Annotated in this window: 2 protein-coding genes; both read left to right on the top strand. The window is 51.0% G+C overall.

All coding sequences use genetic code 11. The features are described from left to right. Positions 1–1484, top strand: a 1484-nt coding sequence (locus tag ACTHUM_RS12340) for a RelA/SpoT family protein (protein ID WP_440402994.1), incomplete at its 5' end; no start/stop codon positions are given. A gap of 251 nt (positions 1485–1735) precedes the next feature. Next, a partial coding sequence (locus tag ACTHUM_RS12335) for a formate/nitrite transporter family protein (protein ID WP_440402993.1) occupies positions 1736–2028 on the top strand: 293 nt, incomplete at its 3' end.

Here is a 2028-nt window from a genome sequence, read left to right as displayed (position 1 = left end):
TCCTGCGTACGGAACTGAAAAAATACAATATTCATTTTGAAGTTGCCGGAAGACCGAAGCACATCTACTCCATTTACAAAAAAATGGTGAAGAAAAAGCTCACTTTCGACGGCCTGTTCGACATCCGCGCTGTGCGGATTTTGGTGGACACCATTCCCGAGTGTTACACCACGCTGGGTATTGTCCACAGCCTCTGGCAGCCGATTCCGGGCGAGTTTGACGACTATATCGCCAACCCGAAAGGCAACGGCTATAAAAGTTTGCACACCGTTATCGTCGGCCCGGAAGACAAAGGTGTGGAAGTCCAAATCCGCACCTTCGACATGCACCAATTCAATGAATTCGGTGTTGCCGCCCACTGGCGTTATAAAGAAGGCGGCAAAGGCGATTCCGCCTACGAACAAAAAATCGCTTGGTTGCGCCAACTCCTAGACTGGCGCGAAAACATGGCTGAAAGCGGCAAAGAAGACCTTGCCGCCGCCTTTAAAACCGAGCTGTTCAACGATACGATTTATGTTTTGACCCCGCACGGCAAAGTCCTCTCCCTGCCTACGGGCGCCACCCCCATCGACTTTGCCTATGCCCTGCACAGCAGCGTAGGCGACCGTTGCCGCGGCGCAAAAGTCGAAGGACAAATCGTGCCGCTGTCCACACCATTGGAAAACGGCCAACGCGTTGAAATCATTACCGCCAAAGAAGGAAATCCTTCCGTCAACTGGCTCTACGAAGGCTGGGTCAAATCCAACCGCGCCATCAGCAAAATCCGTGCCTATATCCGCCAGCAAAATGCGGATACCGTGCGCGAAGAAGGCCGCGCCCAGCTGGACAAACAGTTGTCAAAAATCTTCCCCAAACCCAATCTGCAAGCATTGGCGGAAAAACTCGGCTTCAAAAAAACCGATGAACTCTATACGGCCATCGGTCAGGGCGAAGTTTCCAACCGCGCCATCCACAAAGCCTGCGGTGCGCTGAATGAGCCGCCTCCTGTGCCGATTGATGAAACCAATATCGTCAAGCAGTCCAAAATCAAAAAAGGCGGCAAAAACGGCATTTTGATTGACGGCGAAGACGGCTTAATGACCACACTTGCCAAATGCTGCAAACCGGCACCTCCTGACGATATTGTGGGCTTTGTTACCCGCGACCGCGGTATTTCCGTCCACCGCAATACCTGCCCTTCTTTCCGCCACCTTGCCGAACAGGCTCCGGAAAAAGTGTTGAACGCAAGCTGGGCAGCCTTGCAAGAAGGACAAGTGTTTGCCGTCGATGTTGAAATCCGCGCCCAAGACCGCTCCGGTTTGCTTCGCGATGTTTCGGATGCGCTGGCGCGTCATAAACTCAACGTTACCGCAGTGCAAACCCAATCGCGTGATTTGGAAGCCAGTATGCGCTTTACCCTTGAAGTCCGCCAAGTCAATGACCTGCCGCGCGTATTAGCCAGCTTAGGCGACATCAAAGGCGTTTTAAGCGTAACGCGCTTGTAGTTCTAACGCACCAAGCAAATCTAAAGGCCGTCTGAAAGCAACTTTTTCAGACGGCCTTTTAAGTTTTTAACACACCAATATCTCAACGCTTCAACTTATCTTTCTTAAAAAGTCAGCCGCAGCCTTAGTCACCTCAATATATAACCCCCTCTTCTATTCTTACAACCAGTTGTTATTTCCTACCGGCATCATTCTCAGGCAAACTTATTATCCTCATGATAAACAAGATATTTCCAATTTAAGAGAGCCTCATGAATACACGAGATTTGTACCCTCACGAGATTTTGCAGGAAGCCATCGGCAAGAGCTGCGCCAAGTCTGAGTTCAGCATCAAAATGTTGGTGATTTTGAGTTTTTTAGGCGGCGGCTATGTCGGCTTCGGCTATCTTGCCTGCCTGCGCGTCATCAGTGGCATTCCGGCCGAATGGAACGGCCTGGCCGCCCTTTTGGGTGCGTCTGTGTTCCCGATTGCGCTGATTTGCATCTTAATCGGCGGCGGTGAGCTGGCAACAGGCAATATGATGATTATGGCTTTGGGCAGATT

This window comes from Neisseria sp. P0021.S006, from assembly GCF_051956895.1.
Note: the sequence above shows the minus strand (reverse complement) of the source record. Positions and strands in the feature narration are given on the sequence as shown.